15 protein-coding genes and 1 pseudogene are annotated in these 19,428 nt (G+C 67.4%); 12 read left to right on the plus strand and 4 right to left on the minus strand.

What is annotated here, in order from left to right:
- Nucleotides 1-561: 561 nt before the first annotated feature.
- Nucleotides 562-1,077, plus strand: a complete 516-nt coding sequence (locus AB0M74_RS13360; protein ID WP_364906530.1) for an alpha/beta hydrolase — start codon at nt 562-564, stop codon at nt 1,075-1,077.
- Nucleotides 1,078-1,179: 102 nt separating this feature from the next.
- Here AB0M74_RS13360 and AB0M74_RS13365 read toward each other — a convergent pair whose 3' ends face one another.
- A complete protein-coding gene (locus AB0M74_RS13365; protein WP_364905950.1) occupies nt 1,180-1,695 on the minus strand; it encodes a hypothetical protein in 516 nt (171 codons plus the stop codon).
- A gap of 344 nt (nt 1,696-2,039) precedes the next feature.
- Between AB0M74_RS13365 and AB0M74_RS13370 the strand changes: the two genes are divergently transcribed.
- The 4 genes from AB0M74_RS13370 (at nt 2,040) to AB0M74_RS13385 (ending at nt 5,762) form a co-directional block, all read left to right on the plus strand.
- Nucleotides 2,040-2,618, plus strand: coding sequence for a dihydrofolate reductase family protein (locus tag AB0M74_RS13370; RefSeq protein ID WP_364905953.1), 579 nt, complete (start codon nt 2,040-2,042; stop codon nt 2,616-2,618).
- Nucleotides 2,619-2,810: 192 nt separating this feature from the next.
- Nucleotides 2,811-3,386 carry a chloramphenicol phosphotransferase gene (locus tag AB0M74_RS13375; RefSeq protein ID WP_364905956.1) on the plus strand — a complete coding sequence of 192 codons (576 nt, stop codon included), beginning with the start codon at nt 2,811-2,813 and terminating at the stop codon, nt 3,384-3,386.
- A gap of 281 nt (nt 3,387-3,667) precedes the next feature.
- Complete coding sequence (locus AB0M74_RS13380) at nt 3,668-4,972, plus strand: PspC domain-containing protein (protein ID WP_364906532.1); 1,305 nt, start codon at nt 3,668-3,670, stop codon at nt 4,970-4,972.
- Between the two features lie 154 nt (nt 4,973-5,126).
- Nucleotides 5,127-5,762: a response regulator transcription factor gene (locus tag AB0M74_RS13385; protein WP_328412751.1), complete on the plus strand. Its 636-nt coding sequence runs from the start codon at nt 5,127-5,129 to the stop codon at nt 5,760-5,762.
- A 6-nt stretch (nt 5,763-5,768) separates the two neighbouring features.
- On the opposite strand, the gene AB0M74_RS13390 is transcribed toward AB0M74_RS13385, so the two are convergent.
- Nucleotides 5,769-6,890, minus strand: a complete 1,122-nt coding sequence (locus tag AB0M74_RS13390) for a protein kinase (RefSeq protein WP_364905959.1) — start codon at nt 6,888-6,890, stop codon at nt 5,769-5,771.
- A 393-nt stretch (nt 6,891-7,283) separates the two neighbouring features.
- Between AB0M74_RS13390 and AB0M74_RS13395 the strand changes: the two genes are divergently transcribed.
- The gene (locus AB0M74_RS13395; RefSeq protein WP_364906535.1) at nt 7,284-7,970 is read left to right on the plus strand and encodes a hypothetical protein; all 687 of its coding nucleotides are present in this window, start codon (nt 7,284-7,286) and stop codon (nt 7,968-7,970) included.
- A 236-nt stretch (nt 7,971-8,206) separates the two neighbouring features.
- Nucleotides 8,207-9,826 (plus strand): DNA polymerase Y family protein, encoded by a 1,620-nt coding sequence (locus AB0M74_RS13400; protein WP_364905962.1) that lies wholly within the window; start codon nt 8,207-8,209, stop codon nt 9,824-9,826.
- Here AB0M74_RS13400 and AB0M74_RS13405 read toward each other — a convergent pair.
- Nucleotides 9,817-10,524 carry a class I SAM-dependent methyltransferase gene (locus AB0M74_RS13405; RefSeq protein ID WP_364905964.1) on the minus strand — a complete coding sequence of 236 codons (708 nt, stop codon included), beginning with the start codon at nt 10,522-10,524 and terminating at the stop codon, nt 9,817-9,819. The two genes, AB0M74_RS13400 and AB0M74_RS13405, sit on opposite strands and share 10 nt — an antisense overlap.
- Nucleotides 10,525-10,719: 195 nt before the next feature.
- Between AB0M74_RS13405 and AB0M74_RS13410 the strand changes: the two genes are divergently transcribed.
- The 3 genes from AB0M74_RS13410 (at nt 10,720) to AB0M74_RS13420 (ending at nt 14,333) form a co-directional block, all read left to right on the plus strand.
- Nucleotides 10,720-11,505 carry an alpha/beta hydrolase gene (locus AB0M74_RS13410; protein WP_364905967.1) on the plus strand — a complete coding sequence of 262 codons (786 nt, stop codon included), beginning with the start codon at nt 10,720-10,722 and terminating at the stop codon, nt 11,503-11,505.
- Nucleotides 11,506-11,829: 324 nt separating this feature from the next.
- Nucleotides 11,830-12,909, plus strand: coding sequence for a sucrase ferredoxin (locus AB0M74_RS13415; RefSeq protein ID WP_364905970.1), 1,080 nt, complete (start codon nt 11,830-11,832; stop codon nt 12,907-12,909).
- Between the two features lie 71 nt (nt 12,910-12,980).
- Complete coding sequence (locus AB0M74_RS13420; protein ID WP_364905972.1) at nt 12,981-14,333, plus strand: hypothetical protein; 1,353 nt, start codon at nt 12,981-12,983, stop codon at nt 14,331-14,333.
- 43 nt (nt 14,334-14,376) lie between these two features.
- Here AB0M74_RS13420 and AB0M74_RS13425 read toward each other — a convergent pair.
- Nucleotides 14,377-15,291: pseudogene (locus tag AB0M74_RS13425) on the minus strand (SDR family NAD(P)-dependent oxidoreductase); the annotation flags it as partial.
- Between the two features lie 203 nt (nt 15,292-15,494).
- Here AB0M74_RS13425 and AB0M74_RS13430 point away from each other — a divergent pair.
- On the plus strand, nt 15,495-15,950 hold the full coding sequence (locus AB0M74_RS13430; protein ID WP_364905975.1) for a hypothetical protein: 456 nt from the start codon (nt 15,495-15,497) through the stop codon (nt 15,948-15,950).
- Between the two features lie 93 nt (nt 15,951-16,043).
- Entirely contained in the window at nt 16,044-19,388 is a 3,345-nt protein-coding gene (locus tag AB0M74_RS13435; RefSeq protein WP_364905978.1) for an error-prone DNA polymerase, read from the plus strand.
- Nucleotides 19,389-19,428: the final 40 nt, after the last annotated feature.

Consider the following 19,428-nt stretch of genomic DNA (forward strand, 5'->3'; position numbering starts at 1 on the left):
CAGAACAAGCAAGTCACAACATTCAACGGCGGCAGCGCCATCGCAACACTCCACGGGGTTCAAGGGGTGGGTGTTGCATCCACCCCTTGAACCCAAGCCGTATTCGACCGCCATATGACTACGGTCGGCGAGCAGCTCAGGTACACATCGAGGGGACATGCTCTGCCTTCGGCGCCGTCTGGACGGCCGCGATGCGGTGGTTGAGTCCCGCGCGGTACGGTGAAGGCGATCGCGGCCGAAGTTGTGTTGAAAACAGTTGGGCCGCAGAATGATCCACTTTTTGCGGGAGCCGTGCGCGATCGACTCCCATGCGGCCATCGGGACCCGGTCCACCAGCAGTTCGGCACCGCACCCGAACGGTTACGTGGTTTCCTGGTCCAACCCTTTGAGATCGACTGCGCCGGTGGCTGATAGGAACAGGTGCGGTGGCTGATTCGGCAGAGTTCAGTGGCGCGTGGCGGCGGTCGACTCGAAGCGCGGTAGTTCGGCAAAAGTGCACGTACCGAGCCCGCACCCGAATCCCGCTCGGCCATCCCGGCGGTCCGATGCCACCAACGCATCATCGGCGACTATCTGACCGGCCATCCGGACGACGACCCCCTCGTAGCCCCGCTACTCGCCGACCTGACCAGCCTCCCACCCGTGCTCGTCCAGGCAGGCACCGGCGACAACCACCTGACCGACGCCCACCAACTCGTGGATCACGCCCGAGCCCACGGCGTGTCCATCAGTCTGGAGCTCTACCCCGTGGCCACCCACAACTTCCGCATCTTCTGGTCTTTCCTCCCCGAAGCCGCCGACGCCCTCCGCGTCGCGGGCCGCTTCATTCGAGACCACACCACCGGATCGCGCTCCGAAGTCCGGCCCAGCGCGGAGCGAGGCGAAAGCGGGAGAACCTGCCTGCGCGGCACGGGGTGGGAAGGTATCGCCGCACAGGCGTATTCGGAGGCCCATCAGCGTGGATCTCGGGTGCGCCGGATTGAGATCCGCGACATGGGTGACGCTGCTAAGTCGGCCCATGGAGCGTATTCCGAAGCGGCGGAGGTCAACTCCATGCTGATACGAGGCAACTCGTAGGTGACCGTCAACGTCGTCACGCAGTCGGCATGGGTCCGCCGACTGCTCAGCCGGTGACGCTAACGTCCCATGATGCCGAATGCCGTGCGTTCCGTCGGAGCGTCATAGTTCGGACCATGCGACCCCGAGCCATGGTGAGGTTCGTCCGGCTAGCAGCTGGAGGTGGAAGTCGGGGCCTTCATGTGTCCGATCCTCTTCGGGATCGGTGAGTTGACTGATGGTGCAGATGTAGTCGCCGTTCGGGAGTTCGATGCTGGACCCGTAGATATCCTTGTCGTCGTCCACGGCGGAGTCGGCGAACTGGGCAGCCATGGTGACCGTGTCCAAATTGACGACGACCAGTTCACCGCGCGTCACGGTGATGGGGCCGGCGATTTGCCTGATGATCGGCAGCCGCGGATCTACCGGCGAATCCGAAAGGTCGATCCGCCATTGCTCCTCGCCGCCGGTTCCCCACAGCAGCATCGTCCGCTGCCGTATCTCCGATTCGACGCGCTCGAACAGTATCTCCAAGGTCCAGTTTTCGCCGACGAACGACGTATACGCGTGTGGGTCGACAAGACCGAGGAATCCCGAGTCATCGGTCATTTCGTCGATCCGATGCTGAAGCTGCGCCATGCGGTAGTCCTCCCCGGATTGATCACCGAACCCTACAGGCACAATGCGCGGTCGAACACCGAGCTCACTCCATCGGCGTCCGCGGAGAAGGCGCAGCAGCGTTCCTGGAAGTGTTCTGGCGCAAGGGAACCGACAACCCCGGCGTGCCGGCCATGTTCGATGCTCGGGTCGTCGCTGCCCGGTCGAGCGGAGTAGGTCGCCCGTGTTGCCGACCACGCTCGCCGCGGTCGAGTGCTGGGCCGCATACGGGGCGACCGGACTCCAGGAGTCGAACCGCGATGAGTTTCGCCGTGGCTTCCCGTCTGTATCCATATACCCGATCAACTGCACCCGAGGAGAGCATCATGACCGCCACTTACACCTTCGACGTCTTTTCCAGCCTCGACGGCTACGGCGGCGTCAGCAGCGGCGACTGGGGCGGCTACTGGGGCAAGCAGGGCCCCGAACTGCTCGACCATCGCCTCGCCTTGTACGAGACGGAGCAGCGGATGGTCTTCGGGGCCAACACCTATCGGGCGTTCGCGCAGATGCTGGCCTCGGGCACCGACGAGTCGGTGCGTGACCCATGGGTCACCCGGATGAGGAGCCTGCCGGCGACGGTCGTGTCGACCACCTTGGATGGACCCCTCGACTGGCCGGACGCAGCCGTCGTGAGCGGTGACGCCGTCGACGTCGTCGCCCGGCTCAAGGAGGAGTCCGAGGTGCCGTTGCGCTCGCACGGCAGCCTGTCGATGAACCGGGCGTTGATGGCCGCCGGTTTGGTCGACCGCGTCCAGGTGACGCTCTTCCCCGTGATCACCGGCCAGACCGGTGATGACCCGATCTTCCAGGGTGCGGCCGACTTCGACCTCGAGCTGATCGAGAGCCGGACGCTCGACGGCAACATCCAAGAGCTCATCTACCGGCCCACCCTCCATGTCTGAGTTCATCCACCCCCCGTCGAGCGGCCGGACCGACCCGCGATCTCGGTGCACGCAGTCGCCGGCTGTTCAAGGGAAGAGTGCAGCCCGGACGCCACGGGCATTGAGAGCACTGGGCCCGACGCCAGACAAGGGTTTTGTCCCGGTGCGATCCGGGGGTAACCGGATAGCTGCGCAGCGGCGCCCCCCGGCCGGGTGATCTTCCTCAACGGCACATCCAGCGCGGGTAAGACCACGTTGGCGCGGGCCATCCAGGATGAGAGTGACGTCCCGTTCGTCTACTGGGGGATCGACACCTTGTTCGGTCTGGTTCCGCCGAATTGGGGTGGTGGGCGCGATGGCCCGCTCAGTCGTGACGGATTCTGGTATGACCGGACCGGCCACGATGCAGACGGTCACCCGCTGATGGTCATCCGCTACGGCCACGTCGGATACCGGATGCTGCGGTCGGCGTGCGCTGCGGCTGCCGAGTTCGCTCGTGGGGGCGATCACCTGGTTGTCGACGAGATGCTGTTGTCTGCGGATCTGTTGCCGATGTGGATGGATGCGCTGGCCGGCCTGGACATTCAGTTGATCGGCGTCACCTGTCCGTTGGCCGTCGCCGAGCAGCGGGAACTGGCTCGTGGCAAGACAATCGGGTTGGCGCGAGGCCATCTCCGCACGGTGCACGATCACGGCTATCCCTACGACACGATTGTCGACACGACTACTGCAACGCCCGCCGAACTGGCCAGAGTTGTACTGCATCGACAGCAGACTGCGGACATGTGACTTCGCCTCGGGCAGTGTTCCCCCCTGTGAACCAGGGCGTCCGACCCCGGACGCCGACCACGGATCCCGGTTGCAGATACAACCTGCAAGTGACAACTACATGCTGTCGCCACACAACCAGCGAAGATCAGGGTGTTTCCTGATGGTCGGTGTCCGTGGGGCGTGCCAGTATCGAAAGTATGTACCCGTCTGTGCCCGCGTTCGATGCTGCCCGGGGATATGACCCTGCGCGGGGGTTCGACCCTGGTCGGGGATTCGGGGTGCCCGGTGGATCGGGGGTGATGCCGGTGTTCGATCCCGGTCAACCGCCGTATGCACGGTTGGTGCGGCGCTCGGGTGGGCGAATTGTCGGCGGGGTAGCGGGCGGTATCGCCGATCACTTCGGGATCGATGTTTTCAAGGTGCGGATGGCGTTTGTACTGCTGTCCGCGCTGGCCGGGGCGGGCATCGTCGGCTATGGGTTGTTGTGGATCTTCACCCCGGGCGGTGCGGATGCGGATCGGCCTTCCGGCGCGGAGCGTCGGCAGGGCATCGGGCTCGCGCTGCTCGGGATGGGGCTGGCGGTCGCGGTGTCGTGGCTGCTCAGTGGAACCGCGGCAAAGGTGATCATGCCGATCGTGGTGGTTGCGGTCGGTGCGGCGCTGGTGTGGCGTGAATACGACACCGATGGTCCGCGGTCGCTGCTCGGGCTGCCCGCGCGTCCGTCGGTAGTGACCTGGTCGCGCATCGTCGCGGGGGTCACGCTGATCGTGCTCGGACTCGGTGTGGTGGTGCTGGCCAGGATCGATCTGAGTTCTCTCGGGTCCGCGCTGATCGCGGTGGCGGTCACCTTGGTGGGGGCCGGCCTGCTGACGGTGCCGCTGTGGCTGCGCATGATGCGGGCGCTGAATGCCGAACGCGCGGCCCGGATCCGCAATGAGGAACGCGAGGAGATCGCCTCGCACCTGCACGATTCGGTGTTGCAGACCCTGGCCCTCATCCAGCGACAGGCCGACGACCCGCAGGAGGTGGCCCGGCTGGCCCGCGGCCAGGAACGCGAACTGCGGAAGTGGCTTTTCGAGGATGCCGGTCCCGCGCAGTCGAGTTTGGCCGCGGCCCTGCGCACGATCGCGGGTGAAGTGGAGGACCAGCACGGGGTGAAGGTCACCCCGGTAACCGTCGGGGATGTCTCGATGGATCCCGGCGACACCGGCGCGGGCCTGCCCAAGGAACATTTCACTGCCCTGCTCGGCGCGAGCCGGGAGGCCTTGGTGAACGCGGCCAAACATGCCGGAGTCCCGGATATCGACCTGTTCGCCGAGACCGAGCCACACCAGGTGAGTGTGTTCGTGCGCGACCGTGGCGCCGGGTTCGATATCGCGGCCATCCCGCAGGATCGGCAGGGTCTGGCGAAATCCATCCGCGGGCGGGTCGAACGGCGCGGCGGGCAGGTGGAGATTCTGTCGAACCCCGGCCGGGGCACCGAGGTGCGGATCATCATGCCGCGCAATGATGCCGGTGGTCACGACGATCAGGATGACGCGTCCGCGCCGACCGCTGCCGACACGACAGACCAGGTCCGGCAGCCGGTGCATCCCGGCAAGTGACGCAGTTCGCGCGGTCGTGTCGGTTGTCGCGGATGGATCGGTAAGCCCGAGGGTCCGGGTGCGTCTTGTGGTACCGATTGAGTGCCGGCCGCCCGAGGGCGGTCGGCAGTCAGGGTGGGCGACCCACCGACAGATAGAGGAGAAGTAGGTGACCGTGCGGGTCTTTCTCGTCGATGATCACGCCGTATTTCGTTCAGGCGTCCGGGCGGAGCTGAGCCGCGAGCCCGATATGGAGGTCGTCGGGGAGGCCGGTGGGGTGGCCGAGGCGGTTGCCGGGATCAATACCGCCAAGCCCGATGTCGTGCTGCTCGATGTGCACATGCCCGAGGGCGGCGGGGTCGCGGTGCTTTCCGGGATCGAGGACGGGCCGGTGTGTTTGGCGCTGAGCGTGTCCGACGCCGCAGAGGATGTGATCGCGGTGATCAGGGCGGGCGCGCGTGGCTATGTGACCAAGACGATCTCGGGATCCGAACTCGCCGACGGCATCCGCCGGGTTGCCGGTGGCGACGCGGTGTTCAGTCCGCGGCTGGCCGGGTTCGTCCTCGACTCGTTCACCGGCAAGTCACCGGTGCCGGAGCCGCCGCTGGATCCGGAACTGGATTCGCTGACGCCGCGCGAACTGGAGGTGCTGCGCCTGCTCGCGCGCGGCTACACCTACCGCGAGATCGCGGAAACCCTGTTCATTTCGGTGAAAACTGTGGAGACGCACGCCTCCAACGTGCTCCGCAAAACCCAGCAGTCCAATCGCAATGCGCTGACCCGCTGGGCGCACCGCCGTCGCATCGACTGAATGCGCTCACATCACCGCGATGAGAATGGCGATGATGAGGATCAAGCCGATCAGCAGGCCGACGGCGATCGCCAGCGGTGCCATGCTCGGCTGCGGAGGCTTGGCGCGCTGTGGGGCCGGTGCGCTCACTCCCAATGCTTGGGTGCGATGCGGCCGCGGTAGCGGCATCGAATGCGGACTGCGCAGTCCCGACGCGGAATTCCGCGCGGCCCACGCCGGTATCGTGCCGTCCTCGGTGCGGACCGGAGCACCGAGAATATAGGGCCCAGTCCCGGGACCGAAGGCGGCGGTGAGGATTTCGTCCCTTGCCTGGGCCATCGTCGGCCGCCGCTGCGGTGCGGGTTCCAGCATGTGCAGCAGGGCGTTGGTGAGTATGCCGCTGCGACTCGGCGGAATGATCTGTGCCATCGCCGCGCGCGTGACAAGGACATCGGTATCGTCGTCGAGACCGAACGGCGGCTGCCCCTCGATTGCGGTGTAGAGGGTGGCCCCGAGAGAGAAGACATCGCTCGCCTCGGTCGGCTGTGCGCCGCGCGCTACCTCGGGAGGTAGGTAGGCGGGGGTGCCGGTGATCACGCCGTCCGGGTCGTCGGAGCTTTCGCCCGCGCCGCGCGAAATGCCGAAGTCGCTGAGCTTGGCCATGCCGACGACCGGACCGCGGTCGGCGACGAGGATATTGCCCGGCTTGATATCGCGGTGCACGATGCCCGCGGCATGTGCGGCGGCCAATGCATCGGCGACCTGGGCGCCGATCTGCGCCACCTCGATCGGCGGCAGCGTGTCGACCAGCGCCAATGCCTTCGCGATATTGCGCGAGGGCAGATGCTCCATCACCAGCCATGGCTCGCCCGCCTCCAGCACCACGTCGTAGACGGCGATGGCGTGCTCGTGCGAGAGCTTCGCCGCCACCCGCCCCTCGTGCATGATCTGGCTGCGGATCGCATTCGCCTCCGCTTCGCCGAGACCGGCGGTGGAGAGCACCTGCTTGATGGCGACATCCCGGTTCAGCAGCCGGTCGTGCGCGAGCCACACTGCGCCCATGCCGCCACCACCCAGCTTCGACTGCAGGCGGTAACGGCCTGCGACCAGATAATCCGGGCCGACAATGGGGCGGGGGCGATCGATCATGGGTGCAGGGTATCCGAATTCGGTGGTAGCTGGCCTGATTCGAGTCGAGAGTCCGCCGGCCACGGACGGTGATTTCAGCGCTCGTCCATACCCGGGTTCGCAGTGCGCGTGACAGTACTCGCGGCGTGCTCTTGACGGATCCCGGGGGTGGGTTTCTACTAAGGAAGTATCGAACGTATATTCGATACTGATCGATAGCTGGATCGGTGCTGGCCTCTTGCTTCCGCTGGCGGGAGTGGGCTGCCCCGCATGCTTCGCCGTCGGGTCCATCGTGGGAAGTAGGTGGTAGAGGTGGGTGCGGATGCGGAATCCCGAACGGGAGTCGGGCGGGATGGGACGCCACCGGACGCGGCGCGTGGCTCGTCGCCGACGCTGGATGAGCTGCGCAGGCGAATGGCGGCGATACCCGGCCGCGGTACGGCGGTGGCCGAGCGGATCCCGCTCGGCTCCGAACTGCGCCGTGAATCGCTTGCGGTTCCGCCTGCTCTTGCGGAGTTATTGCCCGATGGCGGCTTGGCCAAGGGCTCGGTCGTTGCCTACAACGGGACGAGCTCATTGCTGGCGGGTTTGCTGGCCGCGGTGACCGAGAGCGGAGGGCACGCCGCGGTGGTCGGGGTGCCACGGCTCGGTCTGCTCGCCGCGGTCGAGATGGGCGCTCAGCTCCAGCGGTTGGCGGTCGTCGCCGACCCCGGCCCCGATCCGGTGGAGGTGGCCGCGGTGTTGCTGGACGGCCTCGATCTGGTGGTGCTCGGCCTCGGTGGCGTCGCGGTCCCACCCGCTCGGGCTCGCGTGATCGCCGCCCGCACTCGCAATAGGGGAGCCACTTTGGTGGTCACCAATGGCGGTTGGGCCAATCCGTCGCTTCGCCTCGACACCCGGGTCGCCGGCTACGCGGGCCTCGGCGCGGGTCGTGGCAGGCTCCGCTCGGTATGCCTGGAAGTCGATGTCCGTAGCAAGGCGGGACCGCCTCGCCGCGGTCGGATAGCGCTGCGTCCGCGCGCGGGCCGAGTGGAATGGGTATCGCTCGAAACTCTCGACGTGACAGTGGAAACGCCGGACACGCGCGGTGCGGCATCGTGAGCGCGTACTTCGGGGGTGTGTCATTCGGGGTGGTAGATCCGGCAAGCGAGGTGACGCCCGATGTGCGTGGTGCGGCACCGTGATCCGAGCGGGCCTGTAGTGTCGCTCGCCGATGCGGGGTCGGATGCGCATGGCCGCGGCCCGCTGTGCCTGCCTGCGCGCGGTCCGGTGCAGTGGGGCCGTGGTGTCGGGTCGTTCGGAAGCGCAGGGGCGAGCTCGGATGATGCGGCCGATTCATGGGGCGTGGCGCGGTGATTCAGCCGGGCCGCGTGCGGAGCGGTTCTCGGGTGCTGGCGCTGTGGTGCCTGGATTGGCCCGCGGTAGCGGCGGCGGTGATGGCGCAGGTGCCGGCGACTCGCCCGGTGGCGGTGCTGGCGGCGGGCAAGGTGATCGCGTGTTCGGCGATCGCGCGGTCCGAAGGGGTGCGGCGCGGGCTGCGGCGACGCGAGGCACAGGCGCGATGCCCGAATCTTCTTATCGTGCAGGCAGATCCGGATAGGGATGCACGGTTGTTCGAGCCGGTGGTCGCGGCCGTCGATGCGACGGTGCCCGGGGTGGAGGTGTTGCGGCCAGGGCTGCTTGTGCTCGGTGCGCGTGGCGCGGCGCGGTTCTTCGGATCCGAGGAGGTGGCCGCGGAGCGACTGGTCGATGCGGTGGCCGCGGTCGGGGTGGAAGCCCAGGTCGGGATCGCCGACGAACTGTCCACGGCGGTGATCGCGGCACGGCGCGGTGCGATCGTGCCGCCGGGCGACGGTGCGCAGTATCTTGCTCCCCTGCCGATCGCCGAGCTCGCCGTCGAGCCGAGCTTGGCGGCGCCGGAGCGTGCCGACCTAGTGGATCTATTGCGCCGCTTGGGATTACGGCGGATCGGTAACTTTGCCGCGCTGTCCTCGGTCGAGATCGGATCGCGTTTCGGTGCCGACGCCGTGCTCGCGCACCGCAGCGCGCGTGGCGTGCCGGAGCGCCCGCCGTCGGCCCGCCGTCCGCCGCCGGATCTGACAGTGCAGTACCGCTGCGATCCACCGATCGATCGGGTCGATGCGGCTGCCTTCGCCGGTCGCATGCTCGCCACCCGACTGCATGCTGTGCTCGCCGCTGCCTCGGTGTCCTGCACCCGTTTGTCGGTATTCGCGGAAACCGAATCGGGCGAACAACTCTCGCGTATCTGGCGGTGTGCGGAGCCGCTGACTCCCGAAGGCACCGCCGACCGGGTGCGCTGGCAATTGGATGGCTGGCTTACTCGCCGCGACGGTGCCAGGCCCACCGCGCCGATCACGCTGCTGCGCCTGGAACCCGTCGAAGTGGTGGCCGCCGGCGCGCTCCAACTGGGTTTGTGGGGTGGGGTCGGGGAGGAAGACGAGCGGGCTCGTCGCGCTCTGATCCGGGTGCAGGGCCTGCTCGGCGGCGAGGCGGTGCAGGTCGGTGTGCTCAGCGGCGGTCGCGGCCCCGAGGAACGCATCACCATGGTCGCACTCGGCGACGAGCCGGTGCCCGCCACCGACCCGGCCCTGCCCTGGCCTGGCCGCATGCCTCAGCCCGCGCCCGCGGTAATCCTGGTGAACCGTCCCGCGGTGCGTCTGGAAGCGGCCGACGGCACCCCGGTCCAGGTCACCGACCGTGGCCTGTTCACCGCGGACCCTGCCCGCCTGCACTGGGGGAGCCGGAACTGGCACCTGGCGGGCTGGGCCGGACCATGGCCGGTGGACGAGCAGTGGTGGACTCCCGAATCGCCCACCGCCGCGGCAGGCATCGCGGCTCGCGCGCAGGCTCAACTCGCAGGCGAACCTGCCGATGTCCGCGTTCTGCTCCTCATCTACTACTCCGAAACCTGGCGCGCCGAAGGGCTTTACGACTGACCGGGCCGCGTCCAGACCATGGCCATGGTGAAGGGATGGCCGCGCAGGTCCGCCCATGTGGGCTTGGCCGCCAGCCAGGTGTCGTCCACGAGTGCCTCGACCATTTCGGTGAGCACCCAGCCCGCCGTCAGCGCCGCGGACATGTGCTCGCTCACCAGATGTAGATCGGTGCTGATCGCGATCGGCGCACCCGAGGCAGTCGTGTAATGCGTCGGCATTCCGGTCACCATCATGAACTGGGGGTGGTAACTGACCATGACGCAGCAAGCGCCCGGCGCGGCCAGTCGCCATGCCTCGGCGTAGTAGGGCGCGAGTTTCGGCAGGTGCTCGTCGATCAGCGAGGAGATCACCAGATCGTAAGCGCCGCTGGGCAATTCGGTATCGCGAACATCTGCCTGCGTCAGAGTGGTGTGCGCACCGCGGGTCCCGGCCAGCTCCAGCATGCCCGCGCTCACATCGACGCCGTCGATATTCGTGATCCCGCGACCACGCAGCCAAGCACCGGTGCGGCCGGTCCCGCAGCCCAGATCGGCCGCGCGCCGCACTCGCGCCCAATCCGGATGGTGCAGCCGCGCCAGCAGTGCGAGGTCCATCTCGTCCATGACGGTTTGCTCGTAGGTCGGAGCCCACCCGTCGTATCCGGTGGCGACGTCGACGGTGGGGTAATTGCGGCGGTCGAAATCCGCGAAGGAGGGCATGGCGCGAAGTATTGTCTGGACCGCGCGACACTCGCCAGCTGATTTCCGCGGGATACACCGATCGATCGCCACGTGCAGCGAGTCCGTGACCATCCTGATGAGGAAGCCCCGGGTCGTTGCGGAGGTGCTCCTGGGACTCGATGTGGTCGATGGTGCGCCTGGGAGTGATCCCCGCAACAGGTGGGGAGTCGGCGCATGGTGCCCTCGGTATCCTCGGAGATCGTGGATCTGACCGTGAGCCGGGCTGTGCTCGATGACGTACAGATCGCCTACCGGGATTCGGGGGCGGTCTCGCTCGATGCCGTACCGGTAGTGCTCGTGCACGGTATGGGTGGGGATGGGCATACCTGGGATCGGTTCGCGCACACGTTGGTGCAGGCCGGCCGCCGGGTGATCATCCCCGATCTGCGCGGGCACGGCCGCAGCTCCCACACCGACTCGTACCTGTTCGGCGAATTCGGCGCCGATGTGCTGAAACTGTGTGACCGACTCGGTCTGCACGCCGTGGACCTGGTCGGACATTCCCTCGGTGGCTACGCGGTGTCCTGCGTTGCGCAGGAACGGCCGGAATTGGTGCGGCGTCTGGTTATCGAGGAATGCCCGCTGCCGCTGCGCTCCGGCGACGAAGAGGTCACGCTGACCCGCCGCTTCCCGACCATCCCCGAACTCTGGCACGCCACAACCAGTCTGATCCGGCATCCGCGCGCGGTGCTGGCCTTCGACCGTTCGATGACGCGGACCGCGCTGGAGCAATTCCGCAAACCCAACCCGGAATGGTGGGACCGGTTGCGCGACATCACCGCACCGACCCTGGTGCTGCGCGGCGGCCCCGGCGGCATGGTCGACCCCGAGAAACTGGCGATCATGCGCACCGACATCCCGGACTGCACGGTGACGGCGTTCTCCTGCGGCCACAGTATCCACCGCGACCGCTACCACGAGTTCGAGGCCACCGTCCTCCCGTTCCTCACCTCGTACTGAGGAATCCGCACTCTTCTCGTGGGAGCAGTCAACAGAAGTTGCTTATTGCCGCCTTTGCGGTATCGGCGCTGCCAGGCAAGATCTACAGTAAAGCGATGTCCGCACTCGACCATCCGGTCTTGTTCTTTCCTGACGAGCTGTCGTTCCGTGCTCGGCTAGCGGACAACCACGGCTCGCGTGAACGTGGTCCGGCCGAGATTCGGCAACAGGGTGGCGGGGCATGTTGTGCTGGACCACGCGCGAACGCGGCGTATCGAGAAGTTCGTGCCGAAGTTCGCCGATGGCCGGCAGCTGGGCTGAGATGGTCCGGGTCGTGACGTGCCGATGAGCGTATTCGAGGGCATGGTGTGCTCGACGGCCGCCGCCGATATTCCCCTGCCGGGCACCGCGACTCGGGTGAGCGGCTGGCTGTGCGTCGAGCAGCCGGGCGCGTGGGGACGCGACGTCATCGGCGACGAGGTACTCGGGCCGGAGATCACTGCCGAACTGGCGGCCCGCACCAAGGCGGCGCAGGTCCGTCCGACGCTGATCCGGCGGCCGGGGCGCAGTGAATTCACCGGGGCCAGAACGGTTGTGATCGCAAGCTCGCGGCCAGCGGGTTCGTGGTGCGAACGCTTCGAGATCACCGATCTGAAGCAGCTGCTCGACCTGGATTTGCACCTGCTCAACGGTCCGCCACCGGGAATCGGTGCACCCGTCGACGATCCGCTCGTTCTGGTGTGCGCCCACGGAAAACGCGACCAATGCTGTGCGCTGCTCGGCCGCCCGATCGCCGCGAGCCTGGCCGCCGAATACCCCGGCCACGTGTGGGAGTGCTCGCACACCGGCGGCCACCGCTTCGCCCCCGCCGTGGTCCTGCTGCCCTCCGGCCTGACCTACGGACGCCTTGATGTCGCGGGCGCGAGGCAAGCGGTCGAAGCTGCCACCCGCGGCGAGGTCTCGATGAGGGGTCTTCGCGGCCGCAGCTGCTACCAACCCATCGAACAGATCGCGGAACTCGCTGTGCGCGAACAGATCTCCGCAGCTACCGATGACCTCACCGTGCACCTCGAGCCCACCGCGACTACCTTCGTCCCGATGGTCGCTCCGGTGGCGTCTGCGTCGGCTACTGTGCCGGTGGGCGACTCGGCGGCGTCTGGGCTGGTGGGGGACCCGGCAAAGTCTGCGTCGGCCTCCGCGCAGGCTGGTGTCTCGGCGGCGCCGATGAACACCGCCGCGGCGGCGAGCGCGTCGGCCGATCCGACGCTGGCAGGCGCGGCAGTGGTCACCCACCATGATGGTCGTCGTTGGCGTGTGACTGCACGTTCGGTGGCCTTCGCCCCACGTCAAGCCAGTTGTGGCGCAGCGGCGAAGCCGGTGACCGCGGTGGTCGCCGACGAAATCCAGCTTCTCGCCGACGATTAATGCTCGAGTCGCCGAATCTCGGGTGGCGGGTAACGTACGGGCGGCTGGAGCGTTCACCGAGGGAGTGCTTGATGACAGATCCGATGGCGGGCCCGAACATGCAAGGGGCACCTCCTCTCCCGGGTGGGCAGCACTCGCATTCCGGCGGTGATTCGGTGCCGCCAGATTTCCCGCCGCCGCCCGGATATGCACAACCTGTGGACGGGGTCCAGTCGCCGCAGCCGGAAAACCAGCCGCCGCCGGGGTATCAGCCGCAGCCGGGTAATCAGTCGCCGCCGGGGTATCAGTCGCCGCAGCCGGGTAATCAGTCGCCGCCGGGGTATCAGTCGCCGCAGCCGGGTAATCAGTCGCCGCCGGGGTATCAGTTGCCGCAGCCGGGTAATCAGTCGCCGCCGGGGTATCAGTTGCCGCCGCCGGGGTATCAGCCGCAGCCGGGGTATCAGTTGCCGCCGCCGGGGTATCAGCCGCAGCCGGGGTATCAGTTGCCGCCGCCGGGGTATCAGCCGCAGCCGGGGTATCAGTCGCCGCAGCCGGGTAATCAGTCGCCGCCGGGGTATCAGCTGCCGCCGGGGTTTCAGCCGCCACTGCCGGGGTTTCAGCCACCACTGCCGGGGTATCAGTCGCCGCAGCCGGGTAATCAGCCGCCGCCGGGGTATCAGTTGCCGCCGGGGTATCAGCCGCCTGCGCCGGGTAGCCAGCCGCCGCCGGGGTATCAGTTGCCGCCGGGGTATCAGCCGCCTGCGCCGGGTAGCCAGCCGCCGCCGGGGTATCAGCTGCCGCCGGAGTATCAGCCGCCGGCGCCGGAATATCAGCCGCCACCGCCCGGGTACCAGTCACCCGCACCGGGATACCAGCACGCATCGCAACCCTCCGAGCCTCATAGCGCACCACCGCAACCACCTACCCAGGACCCCGCCGCAGCGGGGAGCCCCGCGGTGCAGGCGTATCTCGCCGCAGTCGCAGAACACATGGCCGGTGGCGAGATGCAGATCTCGCAGAACTGGATCGGTCAGGTGTGGAGCCTGATCGGCGTCGCCGCGGCCGTCGAAACACCGGTCGATCCGATGATGCTCACGATCTGCGTCGCCAATGTGGCCGAGGTGTCGCCTGCCGCGCTCGCCGACTTTCCGCGCCTGGTCGACGATTTCGTGCGGTCCCTGCGCAAGCAGAGCATGTTCGAGGTGACGGCAGACACGATGGCCGTCGCCGCTCTGGTGTCCGAACGCGTGCATCCCGGCGTCCTGAAGCGATTGACCAACAAACCGATGACTTTCGGTTCGATGGTCGTGCCCGCGGTGGTCGACCTCGAGGCCCGGCAGCTCCACATCGCCGCCAACACTCCGTTCCTGGGCTTGGCGATGTGGGGGAGCATCCGCGTGCAGGCGCGCAAGTATCTCCCGGAACCCCGCCTGGTACTGGGCTGATCGCTGCTGCGCCATCGCCCCCTGCGCGACGGCGCAGCAGCGCTCACCAGTGGGTGCCGGGAACCCAGCGGGCGGCGCGGCGCAGGACCGTGCCGGTGACGCGGCGTGCCGTCGACCGCGGACGTGGCTCGCGTTGGGGGGTAAGGGTTTCCGGCACTTCCTCTGGGTCGGATTCCGTGCGCTCGCCCTTGGCCGCAGGAGAATCGGGCAGTGCGCGGTAATAGCGGTGCAGTATGCGGTCGCGGGTCTTGGGGGTGAGCAGGGCGCCGTATTCAGCGAAGGTGCCCAACGGTACGTCGATGCGTTTGGGGCGTTCGGTGAGCGCGCGCACGATGGTGGCCGCCGCCCACTCCGGGGACTCGGCCGGGCCCTGATCGCCGCTCGGAGTGATCATCGGAGTGCGCACCAGCGGCATATGGATGGTAGTGAAAGTGACGCCGTCGGCCATGGTTTCGACCGCAGCCACCTCGGTGAACTTGTCCAGCGCCGCCTTGCTCGCGAGATATGCGGCGAAGCGCGGGGTGGCCACCTGCACACCGGCGCTGCTGATATTGACGATGTGGCCGAACTTGCGTTCCCGCATCTGCGGCAGCAGGGCCAGCGTGAGCCGCAATGCGCCGAAGTAGTTGACCGCCATGGTGCGTTCGAAGTCGTGCAGCCGGTCGGTGGAGCGGTGGATGGCGCGGCGGATGGAGCGGCCCGCGTTGTTGACCAGCATGTCGACGTGACCGTGTTCGTCGAGAATGGTCTTGACGACCTGGTCGACGGATTCGGAATCGGTAATGTCGCACTGATATCCGTAGGCGATGCCGCCCTCGGCTCTGATCTCTTCGACCACGGTCGCGAGCTCATCGCCGCGACGCGCGAGCAGGAACACGATGGCGTTCTTGTCCGCGGCGGCAAGTGCCGCCGCCCGGCCGATGCCGGAGGAAGCGCCGGTGATGAGGATGTGTCGGCCGGTGAGGTCGCGGCGGTTGCGCCGGGTCTGCCCGCGCGGGCCGGTGTCGTCAGCGGATGCTCGGGTCATCGCTGCTCCTTTGCAGGTCGATTTGGCACGAACTTACTCCTAAGTAAGTTTACCTGCCAAGTGAGCCCCGTCACGTAGGGGGTCGCGCTCGAACGCATCTCGAATCCTTCGAACATATGTGCGATACTCTGCGCATGGCGGACGATCGGATGGCGGAAGTATTTGCCGCGGTGCGGCTCGGAAGTGGGGATCCGGAGGCGGCCCAGCGGCTGCTCGAGGAGTTGTGGATCGAGATCGGTGTCGGTGGAGATCCCTTGCATCGCTGCTTGATCGCGCATCATCTTGCCGATCTGCAGGACACCGCCGATGGGGCGCTGCTATGGGATCAGCGCGCGCTCGCCGCGGTGTTCGGTCCCGGCGTTCCGCTCGACGAAGGGCTCCGCGGCTTCCTTCCCGCGCTGTATCTCAGCCTGGCCGACAGTCACCGCCGCGTCGGCGATTTCGACACCGCTCGTATGCAATTGGCCATCGCGCGCGGCCATCTCGACATTCTCGCCAACGACGCCTATGGCGCCGTGGTCCGGGCCAAGCTCGACAGGGTCGGGGCCGCGCTGACCGCCGCGTCGAAAGAGTCGCTGCCGGCCGGATGACCTGCGGCGACGGGTGAATCTCCGAGGTTGCCGCCCCGTTGCCACTCCTTAACATTTCGAATGTATGTTCGATAATTGAGGAGGTGATGTGTCATGGGTTGGAGCAACGGTCCGCCGACCTGGGCGGAGCTGGAGCGGGTGCTGTCCGGTCGGCCCGGCCGGACCAACCCGGAGGCGATGTACCCCGGCGACGGCGGCGACAGTCCGGCGTGGTCGCGCAAGCGCGGTGCGTACCGGGCCGAGCCGGTCGAACCCGCTGCGGGACCGGTGGTGCCGTATGCGGAGTTGCACGCACATTCGGCCTACAGCTTTCTGGACGGGGCGAGCCAGCCGGAGGAACTGGTGGAGGAGGCGGTCCGGCTCGGGTTGGCGGCGATCGCGCTCACCGACCACGACGGCTTCTACGGAACTGTGCGCTTCGCGGAGGCGGCAAAGGAATGGGGGATGCCCACGGTCTTCGGCGCGGAGCTGTCACTCGGTGCGCAGCGGCGGGAAGGGGCGCAGGCCGCAGGCGCGGATTCGGCACCGCGCACCGGCTCGCCCGACCCCGCCGGTCCGCATCTGCTCGTACTCGCCAGGGGACAAGAAGGGTACCGGCGACTATCGCGTGAGATCGCGGTCGCTCACATGGCCGCAGGGGAGAAGGGCATTCTCCGTTACGACCTCGACGCGCTCACCGCCGCGGCGGACCGGCACTGGCACATCCTGACCGGTTGCCGCAAAGGCCATGTCCGCCGAGCTCTCGAGCGTGATCTCGGTGCGGGCGACACCCGCCTCGCCGAGGCGGAAGCGGCCCTGCGCGATCTGATGGCACGTTTCGGCGCCGACCGGGTGAGCGTGGAGCTCACCCACCACGGCATTCCGGAGGACGACGAGCGCAACGCCCATCTCCTCGCACTGGCCGACCGGCTCGGCCTACCCGTGCTGGCGACCACCGGAGCGCATTTCGCCGGACCCGGTCAGCGTCGCCGCGCCATGGCGCTCGCGGCGATCAGGTCGCGTCGGAGCCTGGACGAGATCGCAGGCTGGCTGGCCCCGGCCGGCGGTGCGCACTTGCGCTCCGGCGCGGAGATGGCACAGCTGTTCGCCGCTTGTCCGCAGGCGGTGGCGAACGCGGTGGCGCTCGCCCGCGAATGCGCCTTCGATCTGAAATTGATCGCACCGAAGCTGCCGCCGTTCGACGTGCCCACCGGACACGACGAGAAGTCGTGGCTACGTGAGCTGACACTCACGGGCGCTGCCGACAGATATGGTCCACGAGCGGGAAATTCCCAGGCGTACCAGCAGATCGAGCACGAGCTCGCGGTGATCGACAAGCTGGAGTTCCCCGGCTACTTCCTGGTGGTGCACGACATCGTCACCTTCTGCAAGGACAACGACATCCTGTGCCAGGGCCGCGGTTCGGCGGCCAACTCGGCGGTCTGCTACGCGATCGGCATCACCAATGTCGATCCCGTCGCCAACAATCTGCTGTTCGAACGGTTCCTCTCCCCGGAGCGCGACGGCCCGCCCGATATCGATGTCGACATCGAATCCGATCGTCGGGAGGAGGCGATCCAGCATGTCTACACCAAATACGGTCGCGACTATGCCGCTCAGGTGGCCAATGTGATCACCTACCGCGGTAAGTCCGCGGTGCGCGATGCCGCACGCGCACTGGGCTTTTCGCCGGGCCAGCAGGATGCGTGGAGCAAACAGGTGAGCCGCTGGAGCGGCGTCGGCGGCGAGACCGGCACCGATATTCCCGCAGAGGTGCTCGAGTTGGCCACCGAAATCGAGGGTTTGCCGAGACATCTCGGCATCCACTCCGGCGGCATGGTGATCTGCGACCGGCCCATCGCCGATGTCTGCCCGGTGGAGTGGGCGCGGATGCCGGGCCGCAGCGTGCTGCAGTGGGACAAGGATGATTGCGCCGCGGTCAATCTGGTGAAGTTCGACCTACTCGGCCTCGGCATGCTCTCCGCGCTGCATTACATGATCGATATGGTGCGTGAGCACAAGGGGGAGACGGTCGAGCTGCACAAGCTGGACCTGCAGGAAGCCGCTGTCTACGAAATGCTCTCGCGCGCCGACTCGGTGGGTGTTTTCCAGGTGGAGTCACGCGCTCAGATGGCCACGCTGCCCCGATTGAAACCGCGGAAATTCTACGACCTGGTCGTTGAGGTGGCGCTGATTCGACCTGGTCCGATCCAAGGCGGTTCGGTCCATCCCTACATTCGCCGCCGCAACGGGCTCGAAGAGGTGACCTATGACCATGAGGCCCTACGGAATTCACTCGCGCGCACCCTCGGCGTGCCGCTGTTCCAAGAGCAGCTCATGCAGATGGCCGTCGATGTCGCCGGTTTCACCGCCGCCGAGGCCGACCAGTTGCGCCGCGCCATGGGGTCCAAACGCTCGCCGGAGCGCATGGAACGACTCAAGGATCGCCTGTACGAGGGCATGCGCGAGCTGCACGGCATCACCGGCGAGGTCGCCGACCGTATCTACGAAAAGCTATATGCTTTCGCGAATTTCGGCTTTCCGGAAAGCCATTCGCAGAGCTTCGCCTCGATCGTGTTCTATTCGGCGTGGTTCAAACTGCATCATCCCGCGGCCTTCTGCGCCGGTTTGCTGCGTGCTCAGCCGATGGGCTTCTACTCTCCGCAGTCGCTGGTCGCCGATGCCCGCAGACACGGGGTGCTCGTGCACAGTCCAGACATCAACGCCAGCCGCGCCGAACCGACCCTCGAGCAGCGCGGCACCCAGGTGCGCCTCGGCCTCGCGACAATCCGCCACATCGGCGCCGACCTCGCCGAACGCATCGTCACGGCTCGTGGGGCGGTGCCGTACACATCCTTCCTCGACCTCGCCGGCCGCGTGGAACTCACTGTCGCCCAAGCGGAGTCACTCGCCACCGCGGGCGCGCTCGGCAGCCTCGGCGGTACTCGCCGCGCGGCGCTCTGGGCGGCGGGCGCCGCCGCGGGCGAACGTCCCGACCGCCTACCCGGCACCGGCGCCGCCACCACCGCCCCCGCCCTGCCCGGCATGAGCGCGCTCGAACTCGCCGCCGCCGACGTCTGGGCCACCGGCGTCTCCCCCGGCAGCTACCCCACCGAATTCCTGCGCCCCCAACTCGACGCCCTCGGTGTCATCCCGGCCTCCGGTCTGCTCGCCGTTCCCGACGGTTCCCGAGTCCTGGTCGGCGGCGCCGTCACCCACCGGCAGCGTCCCGCCACCGCCGCGGGTGTCACCTTCCTCAACCTGGAAGACGAAACCGGCATGGTGAACGTCGTCTGCTCGGTGGGCCTGTGGACCCGCTACCGCCGCCTGGCGCAGAGCGCCCCCGCGCTTCTCATCCGCGGCCGCGTCCAGAACGCCGAAGGCGCGGTCAGCGTGGTCGCCGAGCACCTACAGCGCATGGACCTGCGTATCGAGGCGAAGTCTCGCGACTTCCGTTGATGCTCAGAATATTCCGTTCTGGTTGACGGCATCCGCCGGG

Source organism: Nocardia sp. NPDC051463, from assembly GCF_040681975.1.
Classification (GTDB): Bacteria; Actinomycetota; Actinomycetes; order Mycobacteriales; family Mycobacteriaceae; genus Nocardia.

Coding starts and splice junctions, on each gene's coding strand:
- AB0M74_RS13365 (WP_364905950.1), bottom strand. CDS start 1,695: ATGGCGCAGCTTCAGCATCGGATCGACGAAATGACCGATGACTCGGGA.
- AB0M74_RS13370 (WP_364905953.1), top strand. CDS start 2,040: ATGACCGCCACTTACACCTTCGACGTCTTTTCCAGCCTCGACGGCTAC.
- AB0M74_RS13380 (WP_364906532.1), top strand. CDS start 3,668: ATGCCGGTGTTCGATCCCGGTCAACCGCCGTATGCACGGTTGGTGCGG.
- AB0M74_RS13390 (WP_364905959.1), bottom strand. CDS start 6,890: ATGATCGATCGCCCCCGCCCCATTGTCGGCCCGGATTATCTGGTCGCA.
- AB0M74_RS13395 (WP_364906535.1), top strand. CDS start 7,284: ATGGCGGCGATACCCGGCCGCGGTACGGCGGTGGCCGAGCGGATCCCG.
- AB0M74_RS13400 (WP_364905962.1), top strand. CDS start 8,207: ATGGGGCGTGGCGCGGTGATTCAGCCGGGCCGCGTGCGGAGCGGTTCT.
- AB0M74_RS13405 (WP_364905964.1), bottom strand. CDS start 10,524: ATGCCCTCCTTCGCGGATTTCGACCGCCGCAATTACCCCACCGTCGAC.
- AB0M74_RS13410 (WP_364905967.1), top strand. CDS start 10,720: ATGGTGCCCTCGGTATCCTCGGAGATCGTGGATCTGACCGTGAGCCGG.
- AB0M74_RS13415 (WP_364905970.1), top strand. CDS start 11,830: ATGAGCGTATTCGAGGGCATGGTGTGCTCGACGGCCGCCGCCGATATT.
- AB0M74_RS13420 (WP_364905972.1), top strand. CDS start 12,981: ATGACAGATCCGATGGCGGGCCCGAACATGCAAGGGGCACCTCCTCTC.
- AB0M74_RS13430 (WP_364905975.1), top strand. CDS start 15,495: ATGGCGGACGATCGGATGGCGGAAGTATTTGCCGCGGTGCGGCTCGGA.
- AB0M74_RS13435 (WP_364905978.1), top strand. CDS start 16,044: ATGGGTTGGAGCAACGGTCCGCCGACCTGGGCGGAGCTGGAGCGGGTG.